Origin of the sequence: Photorhabdus sp. RM323S (assembly GCF_042879375.1) — a bacterium.
Taxonomy (GTDB): Bacteria; Pseudomonadota; Gammaproteobacteria; order Enterobacterales; family Enterobacteriaceae; genus Photorhabdus; species Photorhabdus tasmaniensis.
In genome coordinates this window covers 95,503-119,162 of the sequence record NZ_JBHFKZ010000006.1, presented here as the reverse complement: position 1 = coordinate 119,162, position 23,660 = coordinate 95,503, and the positions used below count along the sequence as shown (strand labels likewise).

23 protein-coding genes and 1 pseudogene are annotated in these 23,660 nt (G+C 41.7%); 7 read left to right on the top strand and 17 right to left on the bottom strand.

Annotated features, from left to right (window positions below; translation table 11 throughout):
• The first annotated feature begins 158 nt into the window (after window positions 1–158).
• Window positions 159–374: a helix-turn-helix domain-containing protein gene (locus ACGF7G_RS04940; RefSeq protein WP_387463914.1), complete on the top strand. Its 216-nt coding sequence runs from the start codon at window positions 159–161 to the stop codon at window positions 372–374.
• Window positions 375–463: 89 nt separating this feature from the next.
• On the opposite strand, the gene ACGF7G_RS04935 is transcribed toward ACGF7G_RS04940, so the two are convergent.
• Genes ACGF7G_RS04935 through ACGF7G_RS04920 form a run of 4 tightly spaced genes read right to left on the bottom strand, consistent with a single transcriptional unit; the run spans window position 464 to window position 5,168 of the window.
• The gene (locus ACGF7G_RS04935; RefSeq protein WP_387463913.1) at window positions 464–1,996 is read right to left on the bottom strand and encodes an asparagine synthetase B family protein; all 1,533 of its coding nucleotides are present in this window, start codon (window positions 1,994–1,996) and stop codon (window positions 464–466) included.
• 35 nt (window positions 1,997–2,031) lie between these two features.
• Entirely contained in the window at window positions 2,032–3,387 is a 1,356-nt protein-coding gene (gene aroA / locus ACGF7G_RS04930; RefSeq protein ID WP_387463911.1) for a 3-phosphoshikimate 1-carboxyvinyltransferase, read from the bottom strand.
• A 27-nt stretch (window positions 3,388–3,414) separates the two neighbouring features.
• Window positions 3,415–4,719, bottom strand: a complete 1,305-nt coding sequence (locus ACGF7G_RS04925) for a 3-phosphoshikimate 1-carboxyvinyltransferase (RefSeq protein ID WP_387463909.1) — start codon at window positions 4,717–4,719, stop codon at window positions 3,415–3,417.
• A 50-nt stretch (window positions 4,720–4,769) separates the two neighbouring features.
• Complete coding sequence (locus ACGF7G_RS04920; RefSeq protein ID WP_036849319.1) at window positions 4,770–5,168, bottom strand: RidA family protein; 399 nt, start codon at window positions 5,166–5,168, stop codon at window positions 4,770–4,772.
• Window positions 5,169–5,605: 437 nt separating this feature from the next.
• Here ACGF7G_RS04920 and ACGF7G_RS04915 point away from each other — a divergent pair, with 437 nt between their 5' ends.
• Window positions 5,606–6,829, top strand: coding sequence for an acetyl-CoA carboxylase biotin carboxylase subunit family protein (locus tag ACGF7G_RS04915; protein ID WP_387463907.1), 1,224 nt, complete (start codon window positions 5,606–5,608; stop codon window positions 6,827–6,829).
• 15 nt (window positions 6,830–6,844) lie between these two features.
• Complete coding sequence (locus ACGF7G_RS04910) at window positions 6,845–7,690, top strand: DMT family transporter (protein WP_387463905.1); 846 nt, start codon at window positions 6,845–6,847, stop codon at window positions 7,688–7,690.
• A 93-nt stretch (window positions 7,691–7,783) separates the two neighbouring features.
• Here the strand turns inward: ACGF7G_RS04910 and ppx are convergent, their stop codons facing one another.
• From ppx to purM, 5 genes are all read right to left on the bottom strand, one after another.
• The gene (gene ppx, locus ACGF7G_RS04905; RefSeq protein ID WP_387463904.1) at window positions 7,784–9,319 is read right to left on the bottom strand and encodes an exopolyphosphatase; all 1,536 of its coding nucleotides are present in this window, start codon (window positions 9,317–9,319) and stop codon (window positions 7,784–7,786) included.
• A 3-nt stretch (window positions 9,320–9,322) separates the two neighbouring features.
• A complete protein-coding gene (gene ppk1, locus ACGF7G_RS04900) occupies window positions 9,323–11,392 on the bottom strand; it encodes a polyphosphate kinase 1 (RefSeq protein WP_387463902.1) in 2,070 nt (689 codons plus the stop codon).
• A gap of 77 nt (window positions 11,393–11,469) precedes the next feature.
• On the bottom strand, window positions 11,470–12,015 hold the full coding sequence (gene speG, locus ACGF7G_RS04895) for a spermidine N1-acetyltransferase (protein ID WP_387463900.1): 546 nt from the start codon (window positions 12,013–12,015) through the stop codon (window positions 11,470–11,472).
• Window positions 12,016–12,117: 102 nt separating this feature from the next.
• Window positions 12,118–12,756: a phosphoribosylglycinamide formyltransferase gene (gene purN / locus ACGF7G_RS04890; RefSeq protein ID WP_387463898.1), complete on the bottom strand. Its 639-nt coding sequence runs from the start codon at window positions 12,754–12,756 to the stop codon at window positions 12,118–12,120.
• The gene (purM, locus tag ACGF7G_RS04885) at window positions 12,753–13,793 is read right to left on the bottom strand and encodes a phosphoribosylformylglycinamidine cyclo-ligase (RefSeq protein WP_387463897.1); all 1,041 of its coding nucleotides are present in this window, start codon (window positions 13,791–13,793) and stop codon (window positions 12,753–12,755) included. The genes purN and purM overlap by 4 nt, the downstream gene beginning before the upstream one ends.
• A gap of 226 nt (window positions 13,794–14,019) precedes the next feature.
• Between purM and upp the strand changes: the two genes are divergently transcribed.
• Complete coding sequence (gene upp / locus ACGF7G_RS04880) at window positions 14,020–14,646, top strand: uracil phosphoribosyltransferase (protein ID WP_387463895.1); 627 nt, start codon at window positions 14,020–14,022, stop codon at window positions 14,644–14,646.
• 68 nt (window positions 14,647–14,714) lie between these two features.
• A complete protein-coding gene (uraA, locus tag ACGF7G_RS04875; RefSeq protein ID WP_387463893.1) occupies window positions 14,715–16,019 on the top strand; it encodes a uracil permease in 1,305 nt (434 codons plus the stop codon).
• Window positions 16,020–16,139: 120 nt separating this feature from the next.
• On the opposite strand, the gene ACGF7G_RS04870 is transcribed toward uraA, so the two are convergent.
• From ACGF7G_RS04870 to ACGF7G_RS04845, 6 genes are all read right to left on the bottom strand, one after another.
• On the bottom strand, window positions 16,140–16,310 hold the full coding sequence (locus ACGF7G_RS04870) for a hypothetical protein (RefSeq protein ID WP_166295634.1): 171 nt from the start codon (window positions 16,308–16,310) through the stop codon (window positions 16,140–16,142).
• On the bottom strand, window positions 16,294–16,689 hold the full coding sequence (locus ACGF7G_RS04865; RefSeq protein ID WP_387463891.1) for a hypothetical protein: 396 nt from the start codon (window positions 16,687–16,689) through the stop codon (window positions 16,294–16,296). Before ACGF7G_RS04865 ends, ACGF7G_RS04870 begins: the two co-directional genes overlap by 17 nt.
• 213 nt (window positions 16,690–16,902) lie before the next feature.
• Window positions 16,903–18,207 (bottom strand): 6-phospho-beta-glucosidase, encoded by a 1,305-nt coding sequence (locus tag ACGF7G_RS04860; RefSeq protein ID WP_387463890.1) that lies wholly within the window; start codon window positions 18,205–18,207, stop codon window positions 16,903–16,905.
• Window positions 18,204–18,527, bottom strand: a complete 324-nt coding sequence (locus ACGF7G_RS04855) for a PTS lactose/cellobiose transporter subunit IIA (RefSeq protein ID WP_133812714.1) — start codon at window positions 18,525–18,527, stop codon at window positions 18,204–18,206. Before ACGF7G_RS04855 ends, ACGF7G_RS04860 begins: the two co-directional genes overlap by 4 nt.
• A gap of 24 nt (window positions 18,528–18,551) precedes the next feature.
• Window positions 18,552–19,874: a PTS sugar transporter subunit IIC gene (locus tag ACGF7G_RS04850; protein ID WP_387463888.1), complete on the bottom strand. Its 1,323-nt coding sequence runs from the start codon at window positions 19,872–19,874 to the stop codon at window positions 18,552–18,554.
• 28 nt (window positions 19,875–19,902) lie between these two features.
• A complete protein-coding gene (locus tag ACGF7G_RS04845; RefSeq protein ID WP_387463887.1) occupies window positions 19,903–20,208 on the bottom strand; it encodes a PTS sugar transporter subunit IIB in 306 nt (101 codons plus the stop codon).
• 98 nt (window positions 20,209–20,306) lie between these two features.
• Between ACGF7G_RS04845 and ACGF7G_RS04840 the strand changes: the two are divergent.
• Window positions 20,307–20,692 (top strand): annotated as a pseudogene (locus ACGF7G_RS04840) (hypothetical protein); the annotation flags it as partial.
• Window positions 20,693–20,970: 278 nt separating this feature from the next.
• Window positions 20,971–21,678, top strand: coding sequence for a DnaA inactivator Hda (hda, locus tag ACGF7G_RS04835; RefSeq protein WP_133814184.1), 708 nt, complete (start codon window positions 20,971–20,973; stop codon window positions 21,676–21,678).
• Between the two features lie 37 nt (window positions 21,679–21,715).
• Here hda and arsC read toward each other — a convergent pair whose 3' ends face one another.
• Window positions 21,716–22,072, bottom strand: coding sequence for an arsenate reductase (glutaredoxin) (arsC, locus tag ACGF7G_RS04830; protein ID WP_387463885.1), 357 nt, complete (start codon window positions 22,070–22,072; stop codon window positions 21,716–21,718).
• A 9-nt stretch (window positions 22,073–22,081) separates the two neighbouring features.
• Window positions 22,082–23,545: a M48 family metalloprotease gene (locus ACGF7G_RS04825; RefSeq protein ID WP_387463884.1), complete on the bottom strand. Its 1,464-nt coding sequence runs from the start codon at window positions 23,543–23,545 to the stop codon at window positions 22,082–22,084.
• Window positions 23,546–23,660: the final 115 nt, after the last annotated feature.

The window sequence follows — 23,660 nt, the reverse complement described above, 5'->3', positions numbered from 1 at the left end:
CGACTGCAATAGCGGTTTAATCGTATTCTATTAGTTTAGCCAGTGAGGATAGGCTAAAAGATGAAGAAAATGTGGAAAATATGTCAAGAAAATGCTTTTTAAGTCAAATTAAGGTGTTTTTTGTCAATTTCTTCGAGGCCGCTCCAAGATTTATGTAAATGATGGTGGCTTTGTTACTTTATTATAATGCGAAGAAAAAGGGAGCTCTCTTTGTATTAGAAAAAAGAGAAAATTTAGCTGCTATTCTCGGTGTTTCAGTTAGACAATTAAATCGGGCTATTAAAAACTTGAATGAGAAAGAGATAATTATGTCAAAGAATAAACAGGTTAAAGTTATTGATTGCAGATCTTTGGGCAATAATATTGAATTTTAAATAGTGAAAATTAAAATACATATATTCTATCTTAAAATAGCTGCATTGTTAGCAGGATGAACAATGCAGCAATAAATGCAGTGATAACGTTATGATATGAAATTAAAGTAACCAGATTCTGAGAAATCTTTACCGGATTCTTTGAAACGTTGCTTCGGCAATGGATAGCCAAAAGAGAGATATTTTTCAGCAAAATAAAGTGAACTTTGATCGGTTAACCCAATAGAATTAAGATTGTTAATAATGTTCTTTGGCAGATAGCATTTAATCTCCTTAACATAATCAATGATTGTATTTTTTACACCGCTACCATCCGGCATTCTTATTTTTGGCCGGTCAATAATATATTCGGGTATTTTTCCTCTGAATGCTTCACGTAAAATATATTTTTCCACTCCGCTATTTAATTTGTAAGAAAAATCCAAGCTTAAAACATAAGGAACCAGTGCTGAGTCCATAAATGGCACTCTTGCTTCAACGGTATTTCTCATGCTTGCCCGATCAACTCTTTGTAAATCAGTCCTGTGCAGGTTATTTAATCGATAGAGAGAGAGATTATAGGGATCTGTATGCGTTTTAAATAAATCATAGCCGGCAAAAATTTCATCGCTGCCTTCTCCACATAAAGCAATTTTAAAACCAAGGCGATTAGCAATATAGTAACCAAAATGAGCAATAGTTGAGTCAATCGCATCAATTTGTTCGAAAAATTCACCATAATAAACTGAATCCTGGATATTATTTATTAATTCTTCCTGGGTAAAAGTATATATAATATGTTTTATATTATTTTCAGAACAATATCTTTGGGCGATTTCAATGTCCTTTGAGCCGGGTAAACCAAATGAAATTGCTGTAACATCGTGGTGATATTTTTTGGCGAGATAGAGCACGATGGTGCTGTCTATACCTCCGCTAAACATAATTGACACGGGTAGGTCTGTATCAACTCTTTTTCTGACGGCATTATCTAAAAGTGAGTAGACTTTCTCTTTTGCTTGTTTGAAATTATCGCTGCTTGCTAAGATAGTTGAATCATAGTGAATATACTTCTCACTGGTAAAACCATCGAAAATTGAACCAGGTTCAACAGGTTTAATTTCCGAGAAGAATCCAATCAATGATTTTATTTCTGACGCTACATACCAATTACCCTCTTTATACGTGTAATATAGCGGCTTTATACCAACATGATCTCTGCCTAGTAAGAATTTATTATTCTTATTGTCAAATAGAATAAAACTAAACATTCCGTCCAATTTTTTAATAAATGATTTTCCATAGCAAATATAAGCAATCAGTACAACTTCAGCATCTCCGCCATTTTTAAATTGATAACCCTGTTCAATTAATTCATTCCGAAGAGACTTATAATTATAAATCTGACCATTCAGCACAAGATGGAGATCATGTTCCTGATTTGAAATAGGTTGATATGCTGAGTCACGTTCAACAATAGCAAGCCTGTTTGTGGCGATTGAAAAGTGATTTCTGACAATTTTTTCATTAAAGCGAGATGAATCACCCCGATGAGATATTTTTGACATTATAGTATGTAGCTTATTCTCTATATCATCGATAAGCTTGTTTTCTGTATTAAAAACACCACCAATTCCACACATAGTGAATTCCTTTGGTTAAGAGTTATCAATGATATTTAAATGTCTTCTGGTATAGGGCTGGAATATTTTAGTTCATTTACATTGGCACCTAATGTGGATATTTCGGCGAAATATTCAGGATAGGTTTGACCAACATGATATGGTTCACGAATAATGAGTGGTGCATCACAATGTAAACCTATTGTCGTGAGAGCCATGATTAATCCATGATCGTAATGACCATCAACGATAATGCCGCCTTTATATCCATATGGATTGCCATAAATAATTAATTGGTCCAGTTTCTCTTCTGATCTGACACCTATTTTATCTAATTCCCGCCGAAAATCAGAAATTCTGTCTGATTCTTTATAACGAATATGTTCAATGTTATAAAAAACGCTTTTACCCTCGGCAAATGCTGCTAATGCAGCAAGGGCAGGTACTGCATCGGGTGCCAGTGAACCATCGAAATCCTGCGCTTTTATTGTTCCTCCGGAGCGAATATTGAGACAATCTTCCCGGATAAAGTTGATTTTAGCTCCACTGTTAATTAAATAGTTAATAACGGCCCCATTACCTAATTCCTCCTCAAAGAAACCGTTTAGGGTGACGTCAGAATTAAGTGAGGCGCAAAGTGCAAGGATTGCCGCAGTACTGGCTGGATCGGCACCGACATTAAATTCTGATGCGATAAACAGACTATTTCCTGTGGTAAAGAAATGGCGGAATTCGTCATCATATTCAATACTAATACCGGCCTTACGCAGGTTATTAATTGTAGTATGCACCATTGATGGTGCGGTTATTGTATCGGTCACTTTTATATGGAGATCCCGTTCACTAATGGCACCTAAATAAAGTAATCCACTCAGGAATTGAGAACTTTTTCGGCATGAAACTTCAGTGTAACTACCAATGTTTCTGTTTGATTTAATACTTATCGGCAAATGTGAATCGGGTCCAACGGCGGTGCACTGAATGTTGAGTAGTTTTAGTGCATTAACCATTTCTGATTGTGAGCGAGTGCCAAGAGAGTAGCTGTAATCTGTAATAAATTCGACATCAGGCAGATAACCGGATACTCCCATTAATAGCCGTAATACCACGCCGGAATTACCTGGATTGAATATGATTTTTTTATTAATTTTTTTGACGTTTATGCCTGTTACGGTGGTCCCTGAAATCTCATTATTAAATGATGCGCCTAAACGGGAACAGTTTAATTTCATCGCTGTTGTGTTGTTCCCTGATGCCATGTTATTTATTTTACTTGTTCCTTCCGTCAATGATGCTGTTAGGATGGCACGGGTTGAGGAGCTTTTGGATGCCGGTAAAGTTATTGAGCCGTTTAATGATTTGGTGTTATTTATTTCAATAAATGGCGGATGATTATTACCATAGTACTTCATATTTTTATCTCGCTTTTATATTGTTAGCTAACTTATTCTGGCGCCGAGAGAACTTAAAGATTGGATAAATCCAGGAAAGCCATCATCTAATTTATTAATATTATTAACCGTTGTTCGCTCTCTTGCCCCTAGTGATGCAATAATATTGGATGCGCAAATCCGATGATCATAATAGCTGAATACCTCAACGCCTCCATTGAGTGGCCCGTTGCTGTGGATCATTATTTTGTTGAAAGCACCAGTATCATTAAAAATTAAATAACTTTTTCCTCCCATCATTCGTATATTTTCATTAATAATGAATGCCCGTTGACATTTGTGGTTATTTATCGCATTAAGCCCGGAAAATATGATATCTCCTTTGCCATTAATCGCTGCGGCGATAATATTAGTGGCAACAGAGGGAAGTTCATTTAAGTAAATTTCACCTGTAATTGCGTTACGTTCTCTTGCTAAATTAATATTAAGTTCATTCTTCGTTGAGTTATATTTTAAATTTATGCCGAATCTTTTATATATGTTAAATAATACGCTTTCGTTAATGGTATTTCCCAGAGAGTAACGTTTTATAGTTACTTTGCTTGGCCGATTAATGCTTAATATTGATGAAGCAATGTAGCTTAGTGATGTGAAATCAGTAGGAATGTTAATGATAATATCCCTTGCTTGATATTCAGTTGAAATAAATGCATTGCCTATGCGGGTGATTTTACTCCCCAGTGATGCCATCATTTTAATTGTTATATCAACATATCCATTCTTGGTTTCACTGTCGTTGTTAATGATAATACTTTTCCCTTTAATAAATGGTGAGACAAGAAGAGAGAATGAGAGAAACTGGGTACTTTTATTGAAGTTTAATGGAGATTGTGAGGGATATATCCGCCTGGAAATAACAACGATATTCTCTTGCTGCTTTTCTGCAAGTACATTCAGATATGAAAAAAATGCTTCGTCATACAGACTTTCTCTGTTAAACAAGGAGTCATTGCATTTTATGTAAACTTCTTTTTCTGTCAGTGAGGCTAAGGCGACACTTATTCTGAATAGCATACCAGAGCCATTAGCATGAATAATCCCATTACAATGATATATTGGATGTGCCCCTTTCAATGTGATGTGATTTTGGCTTCTATCCAGAATTTTTAGACCAAATTGTTGTAAAGCGGTAAGTAAATCTTCTGTTTCAGTACACCATGATAAATTATTTATTGTTGTTTTTTCTTCATTTAACAGTGCTAATAGTAGAGCCCTTTGGATATGAGGCTTAGATGAAGGTATGACTATTTCCCCATTAAGAGTGGAACCAGGGAGCACGTTAATTTTATTCATGCCAAGCCTCCAGATAGATCAATTTCCATTGATATTGTTATTTGATTTAATTATTTGCTGTCGATAGCAATAGTGGTAATTTCAACATAATGCTCTGGCTTCACCATCGATTTAACCGCAATCGTTGTATTAACAGGACGTATATCGCCAAATTTCTCGTTAAATGCCCGGCAATAATCATCAAAATGTTCGAAGTCAGTTAAATGCGTTACCGTACTGACAACATCGGTTAGTTCTGTGCCAAGCTCTTTTAAATATTTTTCAATTTTTTCTATAATAAATAGCGTTTGTTCGTAAGCATTTTCCCCTATAACATTTCCATCGCCGTCTGAGGCGACACATCCTGCAATAAAGATTTGATTACCAACCCTTTTCCCTCTTGAGTATCCCATTTTGTTTTCCCATGGAGATGGGCTGAATACTGTTTTCTTAAATTCATGAGACGACATAAATACTCCTATAGATAAAAAATACCCGGGAACAATAAATTAATTTAAACAATTTATTCCATTAACTAAAAAATATCCGTAAATTGATGTTGCATTAATAAAAGTATATAAATGATGATATGTCAAAGTAAATTAAACATTAAAATAGAATAGTTTTTGATTTTTTTATTTAAAAAAGTAATAAATGTTTTTTTCTGACGGTGAAGTTATTTTTTGTGAAAAAAATTATTAAAATTTAATCAGTTACGTATTAAAGACTTTAAGTATGTTGCGTTTTGATGGTTTTTATATTTGAAAGTTACCCTTGTTGAGACTATACATGATAATTAGCTTGTTTTAATTCTAGTATGAAATTTTATTATTAATAAATATAGATTGTTTTCGGAGTGAAAAAGATAAGTATATGTTAATAAAAAGCAACTAATGGTGGGGTAGATATGGGCGTTTTTATTTTTCTTGAAGTAAGACCGACTGAATGCTCGGCAATTGATTATATTAGATATTTGGGATTTTCTCCGGTTTTGTTAACTTCAATGGCATCAATGAATAAAGGATTATATGATGATTTAAAAAAGGAATTATTTGATAATATTTACTATATAGATACGGGAAGTAGCACAGATATTATTAATTTAATTAAAGATAATCGCATTCCTGTTGCCGCGATCCTTGGTTGTTATGATGATGTGATGATCACTGCGTCTGAAGTGGCGTTAGAGTTCGGTTTGCCTCATCCCGATCTAAAGGGTTTGAGGAATGCATTCAGTAAGAAAAATGCCAGGGATATCCTTGTACAACATGGTTATTATCAACCTGCCTACGAGGTTTTTTCTTATAATAATATTCCAGAACATCCTAAAGTTCCTTTTCCATTTGTTATTAAGCCACTCCGTGATGCGGGAGCTTATGGGGTATCACTTTGCAAATCTAAAGATGATTATCGTAATGTGACTTCTGGCATTTCGTCTAATGGCACGATGTCAATGCTCGGTAAAGTCAATGAGGAATTCTTGATAGAAGAGTTCCTTCAAGGCAATTTCTATGGGGCTGAATTGATCTATAATCATGATAAATGGCATTTAATTGGCATCAATAGAATTTTTGTTTCTCCTGATGATGGCTTGTGTATGATAGGTTTATCTCATCCTGCTGATGATCTGTCTGAAGTTGAATTTGCTATTGCTTGTGAGCTGGTGAAAGGGTGGGTAACCGCTCTGGGGTTACGGGGTGGTGCAATAAATGTTGAATTTATTTATACATCTCATGGGCCTGTATTAGTGGAAATAAACTTGCGTATAGCGGGTGCCAGAGCGGCTCAACAGATTTTCATGTCCACCGGGGTGAATATGGTCAAATATTTGATTGATTTCGTTTGTGGTATAGAAAGCACTATATCACCAGAATCAGTAATGACCTATCCATTCGTCGCTGATGCCTTTATTTTCCATCGTGGCGAAGCTATTGTGAATGATATTAGCGTAGATTCTGATTCCCCTTATTTTATTTTCGCCGGGTTTAAAAAGACACCTTTCAGTATTTCGTCGAAAAATAAAAACTTTGGTTCTATTATCGGTTATGCCTTGGCTCATGGTGATAGCTGTACGGAAGCTATGGAAAATGCAATGCGCATTGCTAATAGTGTGAAATTAAAAACAAATTAATAAGAGATCATAATTATGGCTATTTTGATGGGATTGATTTCGGCATTGTGTTGGGGAAGCACTGATTTTTTAGCTGGGCAAGCGGCAAGAAAAATCGGTGTGGCTAAATCGTTATTCTATAGTCAGTTATTTGGTTTTTCTGTTTTATCTTTATTGCTGTTTTTTTATTTCAAGATGTCGTTTGTCAATGCTAGTTTTTTTCAATTGACCATTTGTATTATTGCTTCTGTTTGCAATTTAATGGCAATGGTATTTCTACTTAAAGCGTTATCGATTGGGAAAGCTTCTATTGTTGCACCGATTGTTTCGCTTTATGGAGCAGTGACGACTATTTTGTCACTAATAAGTGGGAAACCGATCACCGCTTTGGTTTTATTTAGTCTATTTATGTGTGTTGTGGGTGCATGTTTAACCAGTGTGCCGAAATCTAAAGATGGACAGCGAGAATCGTCGGTTTCGATTCTCTTTGCGCTTTTATCTTCGCTGATGTTTGGTTTAGGTTTCTGGTTGCAAGGGGAATTTGCTGTTAGAGATCTTGGTGTTATCAATGCGTTATGGGTTTACTATTTAACCGCTGTCGTGCTTTTATTTCTCACATTGTTAAAAAATGGGGATTTATCATTACCGCCAGTTTCAATTGTAGCGTTGGTTTTTTCAATTAGTTTCTTTAGTCTGATAGGGTTTGCCTCATTGGCTTACGGTTCTGTAACTGGGCATGTTGCGATTGTTACTGTTCTGAGTTCATTAGCAAGTGGAGTCACCGCTTTGTTAGGTTTTTTTATTCGTGGAGAACGATTGAGCCGCATTCAGTGGATGGGCATTATTGTCATAATCGCAGGGGTCATTCTGTTGAAGTTGTAGTCGTTATAATGGATTGTTTCCCCGAAAAATTCGGGGAAACAGTGAGAAAATTAAGCTGATTGACGAGAGTTGTGGTGCCAGATTGATTATTTTTTATTTTGATGATTCCTCTGCTATTTCTAGTTGCCAACCCGTAACGTTATGCCAATATTCTTGCTCTTTTTCCAGATCAAGTTGCATCAGGGTATTTTCTGATAAGTAATTGTCAGGCAGATAGAGTGCCCAATGACCATCATCAGTAACCAGTCTGAGTGATTCAGGGGTGGTTGTGGATTGACGTTGATTATTGAGTAAAGTTGCCAGACGCAGGATTTGAATTAATGGCAGATATTGTTTTTTCTTAAATAGATTGAATCTTGGCAAATCATCCAGTTTTATTGTTTTGCGGTGACAGCGAACCAGTGTTGCCAATAGTAATTGTTGTTCCTGATTAAAGCCTGGCAAGTTGGTGTTTTGCAAAATATAAGCAGAGTGCCGTTGTAATCCGCTTAAATTAATACTTAGCCCAACTTCGTGCAGCATTGCCGCCCAGTGTAAAATCGCTTCGAGTTGGGGCTGCACCAGTTTTGGGTTCTGGATGGCCCATTGTTGGTAAAGCGCTTCAGTGGTATCGAGCACACGTTTTGCCTGTTCTCTGTCGATATTGTAGTGTTCAGCCAGGCTTTTTGCCGTTCTCCGGCGGATGTCCTGGTGGCGGAAGCGACCTTCCATTTCATATAAAACACCTTCGCGCAGAGCGCCATCTGATAGTTGTAACTCTTTTATATGCAAGGCATCGAATACACCGCATAAGATAGCCAGCCCGGGAACAAAAACGTGTTTACGATCATCGGATAATTCAGGTAAGTCGAGGGTTTTAAACTTTTTGAATTTAAGCACCTCTTTGACCAACATTTCCAGCCGTTCAGGTGTGATTAATCCATCCTTCTCTCCCATTGCGACCAGTACTTCATAAACGGCTTTGATTGTCCCGGATGCTCCGAGCACGGAGTTCCAGCCTTTTATGCGGTATTGCCATGAGAGGTTCTCCAATTTTTGAGCTGCTTCAAGCCGTGCTCGGCGGAATTTCTCCGCACTGATTTCGCCGTCGGAAAAGAATTGGTGAGAAAAACTGATGCATCCCATCCGGCGGCTTTCTATTAATAAAGGTTCAAAATTTTCGCCGATCACCAGTTCAGTAGAGCCACCGCCAATATCAATCACTAGCTTACGATCTTGTTCCGGCTGAGTGTGTTCGACGCCCATGTAGATCAGGCGGGCTTCTTCGTGACCGGAAATAATTTCAATCGGGTAGGGGATGACCTCTTGTGCCCGCCTGATGAATTCTTTGGCGTTGCTGGCTTCACGTAAGCTGTGAGTGCCGACTAGACAGACGTTATCTGCCGGAAAGCCTTGTAGTCGTTCAGCAAACAGCGCAAGGCAAGCCAGGCCGCGCGCCATGGCTTCTTCGCTTAATTCGTTTCTTTGATTAAGACCGTAAGCAAGGTAGACATGTTGTTTTATACGGCCAAGGATCTGCAATGCGCCGTTAACGATCCGTGCAATGATCATATGGAAACTGTTTGAACCTAGATCGATAGCAGCAATTTCCATTGGTCTGGGCGTAGATTTATCGTGTGTTAGCGGCATAAATTAGGCTCTTGGTCCAGGTTGTTCGAGGGCTTTTATATAGTCATAAATCGCCAGTTGTGCACGGATTTTCCGTTTATTGCCCCGTGGTACATAGCTGTTGCTCAATTCTTTATCGACGTAACGGGCTTTTACCGTATCGTTGAATTGTAGTTCGAGAATATCCAGCACACGTTGTTTCAATTGTGGATCAAGCAGGCAGACGGCAACCTCAATCCGGTAGTCGATATTACGGGTCATCCAGTCGGCAGAGGAGAGAAAGACTTTTTCATCGCCGCTATTGGTAAAGACATAAACCCGATCATGTTCGAGGTAACGGTCAACGATACTGGTGATTTGAATATTTTCGCTGAATCCTGGCTGATTGGGCACCAGTGAACACATACCACGTATTAGCAGGCGTATTTTCACACCCACTTCTGAGGCGTCATACAGACGGTCCACCAGATCTTTATCAACAAGGTTATTGATTTTTAACGTAATGCCAGCGGGTTTATCTGCTTTGGCGTTTGCTATTTCCTGAGAAATAAGCTGGTTGAGCATCGCGCGGGAATTTTGCGGCGAAACCATCAGGTTTTCAAAGTTGACCGGGCGATAGGGGTTTTCAATAAAGTTGAATACCCGACGCACTTCGTTGGTAATTTGCGGATTGGCTGTCAGCAGGGAATAGTCGGTATAAAGACGTGCCGTTTTTTCATTAAAGTTACCTGTACCAATATGGGCATAGCGAACAATTTCTTCGCCTTCCAGACGGGAAATAAAAAACAGCTTTGCGTGGATCTTTAGCCCCGGTGCTGAGAAAATAACATGCACACCTGCTTCGGTCAGCCGTTTGGCCCAATGAATATTGGCTTCTTCATCAAATCGTGCTTGTAATTCAACAACCACGGTAATTTTTTTACCGTTATGGGCTGCATGGATCATTGATTCAATAATGCGGGAGTCTTTTGCTACCCGATAAATATTGATCTTGATGGAAAGTACGCTTGGGTCAAAAGAAGCCTGGCGCAGTAATTCCAGCACGTGTTCAAAGGTGTGATAGGGATAATAGAGCAGAACGTCCTGTTCACGAATAGCATCAAAACCATTGCGAAAATGATCAAACCAGGTGTGCCGTAATCTCGGCAAGGGTCTGTTCAACAGGTTTTTCTTTCCCTCATTGGGAAATTTAATGAAATCTTTAAAGTTGTGATAGCGTCCGCCGGCAATCACCGAGTCATCATTTGACAAGCCAAGCTTGCTACGCAGTAATTCCACCATTTCATCCGGCATTTCTCTCTGATAAACGAATCTTACCGGTTCCGCAGTCAGTCGTTGTTTCAGCGTGGATGACATCAGTTCGAGCAGGCTTGATTCCATCTCTGTTGCTAAATCATATTCAGAATCACGGGTCATTTTCATTGAATAGGCATTTAGTGAATCATAGTCAAAGAAGCCTTTAAAAATTTCATCAAGACAGTAGCGCAGAATATTGTCCAGCAGGATCATTGATTTGCGTCGTCGTGGCATTTCAGGCGGCAAATTAACAAAACGTGGTACCTTATCTGACGGAATTTCCAGTAATGCGTATTGGATATTCTGGCTGTGGACAATTTCAACCGCCAGATAAGTGTAGTCATCTTTCAGAAATTCAACCAGATTTGTTTCCGGATTAATCAGGATTGGCGTGATATGAGGTCGCAGATGTTGACGAAAATATTGGCGTAACCAGATTTGCTGATTCGGTGAAATTTGCCGTTCATTGATCAGGAAAATTTGATTGCGGGCCATTTCCAGCAGTAACTCATTATAGAGCACATCAAATTCCTGATCGGTTTTAGCCACTTTAGATTGAATCTTTTTCAGTATGTGTCGGGAGCTGGTGGCAGCTCCCCGCGCTTCATTAATCAGTATTCTTCGCTTCACATCAGCAAAACGAACTTTGTAGAATTCGTCCAGATTATTGGAGTAAATACCCAGGAACCGCATCCGTTCTATCAATGGGTTGCTCTTATCCGCCGCTTCCTGAAGCACACGCTCGTTGAAGGATAACCAACTAAGTTCTTTCTCGGTATAGAGCCTGTCTTGGGACATTGTTACTCCAAGTGTTGAGGTAAAGGTAATATTATTAGTCGTGGCCGGTTGTTGTAATCTCGTCTGTCATGATGGGTTCAGGTCTTTTCATTTGCCTTGGATGCGAAATATTGAGGTTGGAAAACACACATGCGAATGGCTGTGCGGTAACAGCCATTAATAAAGAATTCATCTATTAATTCTCCCTCAGTGTAAAAACCCAGCTTATTATAGATATGAATGGCTTTGGTGTTTTCCTTATCAACAATCAGGTAGAGTTTATACAGGTTAAGGACAGAAAACGCGTATTCCATTGCCAGTTTTGCCGCTTTGATTGCATGGCCCTGACCCTGATAGGCCGGATCGATAATGATCTGAAATTCTGCCCGGCGATGGATGTAGTCGATTTCGACTAATTCAACCAGCCCAACTTTGGCGTTAGAATTCGTGATAATAAACCGACGTTCGCTCTGATCGTGAATATGTTTGTCGTAGAGATCGCTCAGTTCAACAAAAGCTTCATAAGGCTCTTCGAACCAGTAACGCATGACGCTGGCGTTGTTATCTAATTGATGGATAAATGGCAGATCTTCCCGCTCAAGGGGACGTAATCTGACAGGTGGAGAATGAGAACCACCAGACATTTGATACCTCGGTGTTTTTAATCAATAAGAGAGTATTATTAACAATAGTTCGCAGTGCCGGGTATATTACCACAGCACTGTAATTAGGGGGGAATAAATAGATTATTCTGCGGCATAGCCTTGTGGAGGAAGGATATTCCCATCCAAATGGGCTTTGCCATTAACCATGCTCAGGCGCCCTTCGACAAACCAGTTGATCACTAATGGGTAGATATCGTGCTCCTGAGTTTGAACTCGTTTAATCACCTCACTTTCTTGATCATTTGCAAAAATAGGGACTTTGGCTTGCAGGATCACTGGGCCGCCATCCAGCTCTTCTGTCACAAAATGAACGGAAGTGCCGTGTTCTGTATCGCCATTTTCCATTGCCTTGCGGTGAGTATGCAGACCGGGATATTTGGGCAATAGAGAAGGGTGAATGTTTAGCAGGCGACCAAAGTAGTGTTGAACAAAATCTGGCGTCAGAATACGCATATAACCTGCGAGAACGACTAAATCGGGTTGATACTGATCGATGGCGTGTTTCAGTGATTGATCATAAGTCTGGCGATCCGCATAGTTTTTCGGGCTGACGACATGGGCGGGAATTTCCGCCTGTTTAGCCCGTCGCAGACCGTAAGCATCGGCGGTATTACTGAATACCGCACAAATTTGTCCACTGATTTTGTTCTGTTGGCAGGCGTCAATCACCGCTTGGAGATTGCTGCCGTTGCCGGAGATCAATACAACGATGTTTTTCATTGAATAACAACCTGTTGTTCGTTCTCTTTCTGTGTGGCAATAGAGCCGATTTGCCAGGCTTTCTCACCGGCGGCGTTGAGCAATTCAAGCGCTTGCTTAACAGCTGTTTGTGGTAACGCAATGACCATGCCGACACCACAGTTGAATGTACGGTACATTTCATGACGGCTGACATTACCGGTTTGTTGCAGCCAGTTAAATATTGCCGGCCATTGCCAACTGGATTCATTAATTTGCGCCTGGGTATTTTCAGGCAGGACACGTGGAATATTTTCCCAGAAGCCGCCGCCGGTCAGATGAGCAATCGCGTGAACATCAAGGTGTTCAATCAGGGATAAAAGGGATTTCACATAAATTTTTGTCGGGGCGAGCAGGTGATCTGCCAGTGATTTGCCTTCAAGCTCAGTTGCTTCCGGATCTGTGTTGCTGACGGCCAGAATTTTGCGTATCAGAGAATAGCCGTTTGAATGAGGACCACTGGCGGCGAGAGCAATCAGGGCATCACCCGCCTGAACTTTACTGCCATCAATGATTTCTGATTTCTCAACGACACCAACACAGAAACCAGCAACATCATAATCTTCACCGTGATACATCCCCGGCATTTCCGCGGTTTCACCACCCACCAGAGCACAGCCGGATAATTTACAACCTTCCGCGATACCGGTAATAACGCTGGCGGCGGTATCAACATCCAGTTTTCCGGTTGCATAATAATCAAGGAAGAACAGGGGTTCTGCGCCCTGGACAACCAGGTCGTTGACGCACATTGCAACTAAATCAATGCCGATAGTGTCATGGCGTTTCAGATCCATCGCCAGACGCAACTTGGTACCAACACCGTCGGTACCGGAAACCAGAATAGGTTCGCGGTATTTTTGCGGTAATGCACATAAAGCGCCAAATCCACCTAAACCGCCCATGACTTCTGGACGACGAGTCTGTTTTACAACACCTTTGATACGGTCTACCAAGGCATTACCAGCATCGATATCTACACCGGCATCTTTATAGCTGAGAGAGGTTTTGTTGGTCACTGAGAAGCCCTCAAGGCGGTTGCATTTGATAAATTAAGATAGAACACTGACAATTCTAACAGCCTGAGCAAACGTTTGCGAGACTCTTATTTAGGATCTCAGTTATCGGAGAAAAGCCGTGCGTTTGATTAAAATCAACGGATTGGTAGTGGTGTTGTGGTTAAAAGGCGGTATAATCTCGCGATTTTTTGTCTGCCGATGACTTGACATACAGTAGGAGAAGTCCATGAAGATCGTTGAGGTGAACCACCCACTTGTTAAACATAAACTCGGCCTGATGCGAGCGAATGATATCAGCACCAAACGCTTTCGTGAACTGGCCGCAGAAGTCGGAAGCCTTCTGACTTATGAAGCCACCGCTGATTTAGAAACCGAAAAGGTCACGATTGATGGCTGGTGTGGCCCGGTAGCTGTTGAGCAGATTAAAGGTAAGAAAATAACCGTTGTGCCTATTTTGCGTGCAGGATTGGGTATGATGGATGGCGTATTGGAGAACGTACCAAGTGCCCGGATCAGTGTCGTAGGTGTGTATCGCGATGAAGAAACGCTAGAACCGGTCCCTTATTTCCAGAAACTGGCTTCTAATATTGATGAACGTCTGGCGCTGGTGGTTGATCCCATGCTGGCGACCGGCGGTTCCATGATTGCAACTATCGATTTATTGAAAAAAGCAGGCTGTCAGTCAATTAAAGTTCTGGTTTTGGTTGCGGCACCTGAAGGTATTACTGCGCTGGAAAGAGCCCATCCCGATGTAGAACTGTATACCGCTTCTATTGATGAGAGACTTAATGAACAGGGCTACATTGTGCCCGGTCTGGGGGATGCAGGCGATAAAATATTTGGTACAAAATAATAAGTTAGCCGACTTTTGAGTCGGCTTTTTTTTGGTTCGTGATGCGATAATATCAAGAGGATAAACAAATGACCCGTCGCACTATTGGGGTAGATGAGCGGCTTCCACTTTTACAGACCATTCCACTGAGCTTCCAACATCTTTTTGCTATGTTTGGTGCGACGGTATTGGTGCCGATTCTGTTTAAAGTTAACCCGGCGACGATTCTGCTATTTAACGGGATCGGTACATTGTTATATCTGATTATTTGTAAGGGAAAAATTCCGGCGTATTTGGGATCGAGTTTCGCATTTATTTCGCCGGTTTTATTGTTGTTGCCATTGGGGTATGAATTAGCATTGGGCGGTTTTATCCTGTGTGGTGTGCTGTTTTGTCTGGTTGCATTAATTGTTAAAGTGGCGGGACGAGGCTGGATTAATGTGCTGTTTCCACCTGCGGCAATGGGGGCGATTGTTGCGGTTATCGGGCTGGAGCTTGCTGGTGTTGCGGCTGATATGGCCGGTTTGCGTCCGGCAGAAGGCGCTGATGTTAATCCAACGACGCTGACAATTTCGCTGGTCACACTGGCGGTGATTGTTCTTGGCTCCGTAATGTTCCGTGGATTTCTGGCAATCATTCCGATTTTGATTGGGGTGTTGGTGGGCTACGCACTGGCATTCCTGTTGGGGGAGGTTGACTTGACTCCTGTGCGTGAAGCACCGTGGTTTGCATTGCCAACTTTTTATACGCCCCGTTTTGAATGGTTCGCCATAATGACGATCCTGCCTGCGGCATTGGTTGTTATCGCGGAACATGTTGGTCATTTAGTTGTTACGGCAAATATTGTGAAGAGAGATTTGTTGAAAGAACCCGGTTTGCATCGTTCTATGTTCGCGAATGGTTTCTCAACTGTGATTTCTGGTTTCTTTGGTTCAACCCCGAATACGACTTATGGCGAAAATATTGGTGTGATGGCAATTACCAAAGTTTACAGCACCTGGGTTATTGGTGGCGCGGCGGTATTGGCGATTCTGCTCTCCTGTGTCGGTAAACTGGCGGCAGCAATTCAAGCCGTGCCTGTTCCGGTCATGGGCGGTGTTTCTCTGTTGCTTTATGGGGTTATCGGAGCATCCGGTATTCGGGTGCTGATTGATTCCAAAGTGGATTACAATAAAGCACAAAATCTGATTCTGACCTCCGTTATTCTTATTATTGGTGTCAGTGGCGCGAAAATAAATATTGGCGTTGCTGAACTTAAAGGGATGGCGCTGGCAACCATTGTGGGTATTGGTATGAGTCTGATTTTCCGCTTGATTAGTATTATTCGTCCTGAAGAACGATATATTGAATCTTCTGTTGAATCTGTTAAGCGCGATAAGTCATTGAAGCAATAAATTCGATTTATTTCCCCGTTTTGAATGGTTTTAATCAGGGAGAGCGGGGGAGGTGGACGTAAACTTATTTACGGTACCTGCGTTATGGAGGAAAAAGGAGCGAAAAGCTCCCTTTTCAGTTTATCGGACTACGTACCAGTTTCGTTTTTCATTGAGATACTGAACAGTACCTTCTCTTTCGGATTTTTTTAGGGCACTGTAAGCGGCTCTCATACGTTCAGCTTTTTTAGCTACCGCTTTTTCGAGTTCAAGCTTTTCTTTTTCGGCTTGTTTGTTATGTATGTATGACATAACCCCTCCTATTTGGATCTAACTTATCTGTCATGGTAAAGCCGTTTTGTGTCACAAATCGATTAATATATCGTTTATAGACCCTGTTCAGTCGCTCATCTGCGGCTAGCAAAATATATCCACTAGGACTAACCGCATTATAGTGCTCATTAATCAACCTCTCAACTGCGGACATAATTATGATCATTTGAGCATGGTTATTTGTCGGGTACCTCTCAAATAGTGTGTTATTGTCTAAATTGTTTTTTGCATATTCCACGCCAGACACTTCAAAGTCTGAGAGATGTGCTTCGCCATATCTGAGGTTTTCTATTTTAAAAGGCATAGATTTTCCCAAAGTTTCAACATGTTGAAACCTTATATTTTCAGTATTCTTCAATTAATTGCTTTCATGGCAGAATTATAATACTGATTTTACTGTTCAAACTTGGCAGGAGAAATAAATGCGCGTTACGCCGCAAAAAAAAGAGGTTATAAGGTCAGTTAACGATAAAAGATATCAGTATTAGTCTATTAGTTACTAATAACTGATATCTCTTTAATTTTATGCTCGTTCTGGTTTCAGGTTATTCAACCAGGTGCAGATTATTCATTAAAATTGCGGCAGATAATCACGATTTATCGCTAATACGTCATCCAAAAGCGGAAAAGCAATATCCACATCGGCAACCAGTGGGTTGGTGATCAATGCCCGCAATGCAGCGTTGCGATCGCCATGAACTGCTGCTTCAATCGTCAAACGTTCGAAGGTTTTTATCTGCTGGGTCAGAGAGTACATACTGTCAGGTAGGCGGCCAAATGTCAGCGGGTGAGCGCCCTCTGCATTAATGATACAGTTGGTTTCAATGACGGCATCGTCCGGCAGGCCACGAATAGCACCGCGATTAGGGGTATTAACCACCAGCTGGCTGCCAAGATTGTTGTGAATAGCGCACATCAGATCCAATGCAACCTCAGAATAGAATGCACCACCGCGGAAACTGAGCTGTTCTGGTTTGTGAGCAAGGTTTGGATCGGCATACAGTTCAAACAGCTCCTGTTCTACTTTCATGACTTGTTCTGCCCGTGTGCCTTGTTTGGCGGCGGCTTCGCGCTCTTCTTGCAACATGCTGTGGGTCTGGTAGAAGTAACGGTGATAAGGGCAGGGGATTGCACCTAATGCTCTGAGTAATGGCGGGGGCCAGGGGGATTCTTTAATGTTATTCATGGTTAATGCTACACCGTTGCATAACATATCAAGTACCCGATGTGTTTCATCCCGCCCTGAAACCAGTACCTGATGTACCCAAACCATATGATTAAGCCCGGCAAAACGTAATTGCACATCTTGATAAGGGTGTTGCAGCATATTGGCAATCATATGGTGCATGGTGACCGGGACATTACACAGGCCGATAATTTTTGCTTTGCTGTAACGGGAAACCGCTTCGGTGACGATCCCAGCCGGGTTAGTGAAGTTAACAATCCATGCATCTGGCGCAAGTTGTTCAACTTTACCGGCGATATCCAGCAAAACGGGGATGGTACGCAGCGCTTTGGCAAATCCACCTACGCCTGTCGTTTCCTGACCGATTAAGCCATATTTCAGCCCCAGACGTTCATCCATAGCACGCGCCGGAAGCTGGCCGACACGCAATTGAGTCAAAATAAAACTGGCGCCGCGAATTGCATTATCCGGTGTGAAATGTACGCTGACGATAACGTGTTCCAGGCCATGGCGGGCCAGCATACGACGGGTAAGTGCAGCGATAATTTCTACTTTCTGTTTTCCACCATCAATGTCAACTAATGCCAGTTCAGAGAGTGGAATGCTTTTGTTGCGCTGAATGAGTCCTTCTACTAACTCAGGTGTGTAGCTGCTACCGCCACCGATAACAGCTATTTTGATCTGTTTCATATTTTTTCCTCCTGTGATGGCATCCGGCGGTAGAGTTCAATCATATCGCCGGCAAGATCCTGAATAACCATCGCGTTCATCAAGTGATCCTGTGCATGTATAGTGATCAGATTGACAGGCAATTTACCGCCGCCTTCATCCAACCCGATTAAAGTAGTTTGAATGGCATGCGCTTCCTTGATTGCCTGTTGGGATTCAGCCATCAGTGTTTGTGAAGCTTGAAAGTCACCGTTTCTGGCATGTTGTAATGCCATCAGCGCATGGCTGCGTGCGCTCCCGGCATGAATCAGCAGTTCGACAATAGTTTGTTCCAAATCCATGTGTAAATCCTCCGAAGATCATGGCTAAGATTGCGTTTCTACGCTGGTGGATATCGTCTCTTCTTGTTGTTTATTTTCTTCATTGATTAATTGCTTTTCATAAACTTTGAAGAAGGGATACCAGATAAATAGATCGATTATCATCAGCACAATAACCAGCACTGCCGCACGGTAATCCCAGGCGGCGGAAAGCATTGCACCGAATGGGGCCGGTGTGGTCCAAGGAGAGATAGCGACCATTTTATGCACCAGATCAAGATGTAGGGTGCTGTAAGACAAGACTGCATTGACCAATGGCACAACCAATAATGGAATTAATAGGGTTGGGTTCATAACAATCGGTGAGCCAAATAGCAGTGGTTCATTAATGTTGAACATGGCCGGAACTGCGCTCAGTTTTCCGATAGTACGCAAGTGTATAGAACGGCTGCGTAGGTAAAGAATAGCCAGAGCCAGGGTGGAGCCGGAGCCGCCAATACAGACATAAAATGACCAATAAGCATCAGTGAGAATTTGGGTTGCCGCAGCTCCTTGAGCCATTAATGCTGCATTGGTGGCAATATTTGCCATAAATATTGGGCTCAACAGGACAGTAACAATGTTGGCACCGTGAATACCGGCAAACCACAGTAGATTGGCAATCAGCACTGCTAGCATAATGGCGGGCAGTGTGTCACCAACGGAAATGAGAGGTTGGAAAATTTGCATTATGGCGGCAGGAAGCAGCAGATTGAATTCACTCTGCAAGAACACGCTGATCGGGTAAACCGTTAGCAAGATACCGATGACCGGATACAGAAGTTCAAAAGAACGGGCAATTGCCGGTGGTACTTGTGCCGGCATACGGATGGTGATGTTATATTTTTTTAATAAACGCGTCAGTTCAACTGACCAGATAGCGCAAATCAATGCGGTGAATACACCTGCTCCTCCGAGAAAATCGAGTGCTATTTTGTTTTCTATTTGCGGTGCTGCCGCTAATAAAAATGCCATTAGTGACAGTAAAGCAGAAGTTAACCCATCCAGACCGTAGGATTTAGCCAGGCTGTAGGCCGTGCCGACGGAAACAAATATGCTCATTAATCCCATGGTCATAAAGTAAGGCATGGTGATGGTGTCCCAGTGAGTTTTCGCAAAGGACAACCAAACTTGACCAAATGAGGATGAAGTTTGTGCATCAAATGGCGGGTTTGCCACAATTAGCATGATACTGCCGATGAGCAAAAATGGCATGGCTGAGATAAAACCGTCACGTATCGCACTAATATGTCGCTGGTTACCGATTCGTCCTGCAAGTGGGACAATATGGCTTTCTACGACACGTATGAAAGCAGTATAGAGGCTCATAGGGCACTCCGTATGATGATGAAGTTAATTATTCCAACAGGCTTAATGCCTTATCGAGAATTTTGTCACCACGGAGAGCGCCGTAATCCATCATGTCAATAATGTCTATCGGCTTGCCGAGTGGTTTGGCGATAGCGGAAAAATGAGCCAGCTGATGTCTTACTTGCGGGCCAAGTAAAACAACGTCGGCATCGGTTATTAGATGTTTTAATTCGATGGTAGAGGCGGCCTTGATCTCAATGTCCAATGCTCGTTTTGTCACTTCTGCCTGCATACGTTGTACCAGCATGCTGGTGGACATGCCAGCAGAGCAACACAATAGGATTTTTTTCATTACTCAGCTTCCTGTTTATTATGTCAGTTGATAATGGGGTAGGCGGTAAATCAGAGCGCCCCCACTTCTTATTAAGATTAGCACTTATGTTAAATTTGTTGCGATTTTGTTGGCATATTATTCCATCCAAAAACACATGCACACAGATACTTGTATGGCGTACAGTCCTTCCTCAGCATGATGGGCTGTGAGAGGCTTACCACAAGAATTTTTCAGGTTCTTTCTTGAAAATTATTCTATTGTCGTGTCTGTTAGTGAGCAGACATCAGATGGGCGCAGGTTCTGGGAGCGTATGATTGCTTGGGCAATCAATGCTGATGGATATCACGTATATGTTTCTGATGGTACCAGAGAGGAGCGTCCGCTGAATTTGATTACATCATGGGATGATTTCTATATAACTTGGGCTGATTATTGTTGGGGCTATGACAAGGATTACCACTATCATCGCCTTTTTGTTATCAGTAAAGAACTATTACATTGATCCTTCTGAAAACTGACAAATCTCACCATCTGACTATTCCCTCTTAGATAGCATGAAATTAAAAACTTAGCCCTTTCCTGCTTTCGCATTCAGAATATTTCACCAGTGCTTGCAGGTTGTTCTGTATTGTGAAGAAATATTGTACATTTAAGGCGAGGCTGACATGGGTTTAACTTATTGAATCCAAAAAATAGTTTTTTTATTATTTATCTATACAGTTCATTTACAACTATTTTCTGTGATAAACTTGTTTGCGCTTGTTACCTGCTCTGTTTGAGGTGCTTCTGAACACACCATCGCAGCTTTCATTACCTTTATATCTTCCCGATGATGAAACTTTTGCCAGTTTCTTTCCGGGGGAAAATGCTACCCTGTTAGCTGCACTCAAATTGGCCATTAATCAGCCGCATGGCAGCTATATTTATTTTTGGTCCCGTGATAGTGGGGGGCGAAGTCATTTGTTGCATGCCGCATGTGCTGAATTGTCCCTGAAAGATGAAGCTGTGGGCTATGTTCCGCTGGATAAACGTGCCTATTTTATCCCTGAGGTGCTTGAGGGCATGGAACACTTATCACTGGTTTGTATCGATAATATCGAATGTATTGCTGGTGATGAAGAGTGGGAAATGGCGATTTTCAATCTTTATAATCGCATTCTGGAAATCGGTCGCACTTGTTTGCTTATCAGTGGCGATCGTCCGCCTCGTCAAATTGATCTCAGGTTACCTGATTTGGCTTCCCGTCTGGACTGGGGGCAAATTTATAAATTACAACCGCTTTCCGATGATGAGAAATTACAGGCTTTGCAACTGCGTGCAAAATTACGTGGGTTTGAGTTGCCGGAAGATGTGGGGCGTTTCTTACTGAAAAGATTAGACAGAGAAATGCGGACGCTGTTTATGACATTGAATCAGTTAGATCATGCTTCGATCGTTGCCCAGCGCAAGCTGACGATTCCATTTGTGAAGGATATTCTGCATCTTTAAAGATGATGGTGATTTCACCATCATCATATCTACCAGATTAGGCAAGAATTTCTTTTATTTGTTCCGGCGGGCGCCCAAGCCTGGCTTTATCACCACAAACGACAATAGGACGCTCAATCAGTTTAGGATTGGCACCCATCACTTTCAGTAGATCGTGTTGAGTGAGTTTTTCATCGGCCAGATTTAACTCTTTGTATAGCTCTTCTTTCGTTCGCATCAACTGGCGCGCATCATGAAAACCAAGCTGTTTTAACAGAACAGATAATTGCTCTACTGTAGGAGGGACCTCCAGATAGAGAATAATCTGTGGCTTAATTCCTTGCTCTTCAATAAGAGCCAAAGTTTCACGGCTTTTGGAGCAGCGGGGGTTATGATAAATGATCACCTGTTGCATGAAAATTCCTTAACGTTTGTATTGATTGTAACGTTGTTGTAGCTGGCGTAACTGATCGATACGGGCATCATAACGTTCTTGATCGTAACTGCCTAATTTTACCAATGCGCTGGCACTGCTGAGGTATTTAATGGCATTGTCAAACTGACCAAGAAGTGCCATTTCTTCAGCATATGCTGATAATTCTTCATGGCGTTTGCCTTGTTGGGCGGCGGCTTCCCTCATCAGGCTCCAACCGTTTAGATCATCAGGATTATTGAATGTATAACGGTAGAGCAGCTTTACAGCCTGTGGGTATTGCTTTGCGTGAACCAGTGCGTTTGCCAGATTAATCTGTAAGACCACATTGTCTTTTTGTTTCTGTAAGGCGTTTTGTAATCGGGTGATCGCCTGAGCCGTTCGGTTCTGTTCAATATCAATATCGGTCATCGTGTCAATAAACCAGAGGTTATCTGGTTGTTTTGCTAATAATGGTGCCAGAATTGCCCGCGCCTCAGTGTATTTTTTATCCTGAGAAAGTAAGATTGCCTGCCCATAAGCGGCGGCAAGTTGCTCTTTAGCTGTGCCTTGACGGTAATTTTCTAAAATCTGTTCCAGATAGTCGCGTTGCTTTGTGGTGTACATTGCCATAATACGGACCTTGGCGAACAGAAAATCTTGAGATTGTGGAACACGCTTGGCGGGGTGTTGGTTAGCACGGTTACGAGCATCAGCAAGGCGGCTGTCAGGTAATGGGTGAGTGAGCAACATCTCTGGTGGTTTAGAACTGTAACGGGTCTGATCTGCCAGGATCTGCATAAAATCCGGCATACCTTGGGGATCAAAACCCGCTTTGCGTAGCGTCTGCATGCCAATGCGGTCAGCTTCCTGCTCATTGGATTGGGTAAAGCTGATCATACCTTGTTGTATACCGGCAAAAGTTCCGCTGAGTGCTGCCATTCCCGCTTGTGGGTTAGCCATCATCAACAGAATAGAGCCCAGCATACTTGCCCAGGCCAGTGGTGCGGTACGCTGCTGATCTTCCATCATTCGTGCCAGATGGCGCTGAGTGACGTGGGAAATTTCGTGGGCTACAACGGATGCCAGTTCGCTTTCATTACGGCTATAACGAAAAAGTGCGGCATGGAGTACGACGTTACCGCCAAAGAAAGCGTAAGCGTTAATATTTGGGTTATTGATCAGATAAAAATGAAAAGGTGTTTTAACTGAATCGGCATTAGCGACCAACCTTTGTCCAAGGGTGTTGATATATTGCGTCAATAATGGGTCATAAATCAGCGGAGCGTTGTCACGCATCTGGCGGACGTAAAAATCGCCCATTGCCAGTTCCTGATTGATGCTCAGGGTTGAACCTGCCGTGGTACCTATATCCGGCAATGAATCTTCAATAGAGGCGCTGAGAACAGGGGGACTTACTAGCAATAGTGTACTGATCAATATTGCTATCAGGGATTGTTTAGACCTTATTTTCATAAAACAAAAATGCTCTCATTTGGCCATCGTTTTAGATAATACGTGTATGATGAACAAGGGTACCTTAAAATTAACCAATTAGTACAATTTTTAATAAAAATAGAAACATGAAGAT